Consider the following 572-nt stretch of genomic DNA (forward strand, 5'->3'; position numbering starts at 1 on the left):
GTAAAGAATTCCTCCATTTAAAATGCTAAGATTATTCTGATTCCGAACTAATTCCAATTCCAAACCAGAAGTTTCATTTTTATAATTCCCTACATATGCTTCTAATTCTTCAAATGTAGGAAACTCCATAAGATCGATTTGATTAGACTTCTGAAAGTCGAGGACCAAATCATGATGGATCAAATTATAAGCATAGGTTGCTTTGTGCTTAAGAATAATTAAATGTTGTAACAAATGACTTGTAATTTCTTTATATCTTCTTACATCATTAAGATGTTGCTTGTCATTAAATAGATAGGTCACTTTATCATCATAATCCTTTTTTGCTGTTCTTGAATACCAATCATAATTGCTTTGATATACATCTTGTACTTTCTCCAGGAACACTTTTTTCTCAATCACCACATTATTAGTAACAAGTGCTTCGTCACCATACACATCTTGCAGTCTTTCAACAATATGCATATACTTTTCAGGAATAATTTCTATGTTATTAATAAGTCTATTGTAAGCATTTGTTTCAAACCTATAAGGTTCAATTTGCTCTTCTATCAAAGTCAAATAAGGATTAT

Annotated in this window: 1 protein-coding gene; it reads right to left on the reverse strand. The window is 29.9% G+C overall.

What is annotated here, in order from left to right; all coding sequences use genetic code 11:
* Window positions 1-555 (reverse strand): hypothetical protein (locus ACFWV9_RS16170; RefSeq protein ID WP_411896265.1); only part of this gene is annotated, 555 nt, incomplete at its 3' end.
* Window positions 556-572: the final 17 nt, after the last annotated feature.

Origin of the sequence: Winogradskyella sp. A2 (genome assembly GCF_046762865.1) — a bacterium.
GTDB lineage: Bacteria > Bacteroidota > Bacteroidia > Flavobacteriales > Flavobacteriaceae > Winogradskyella.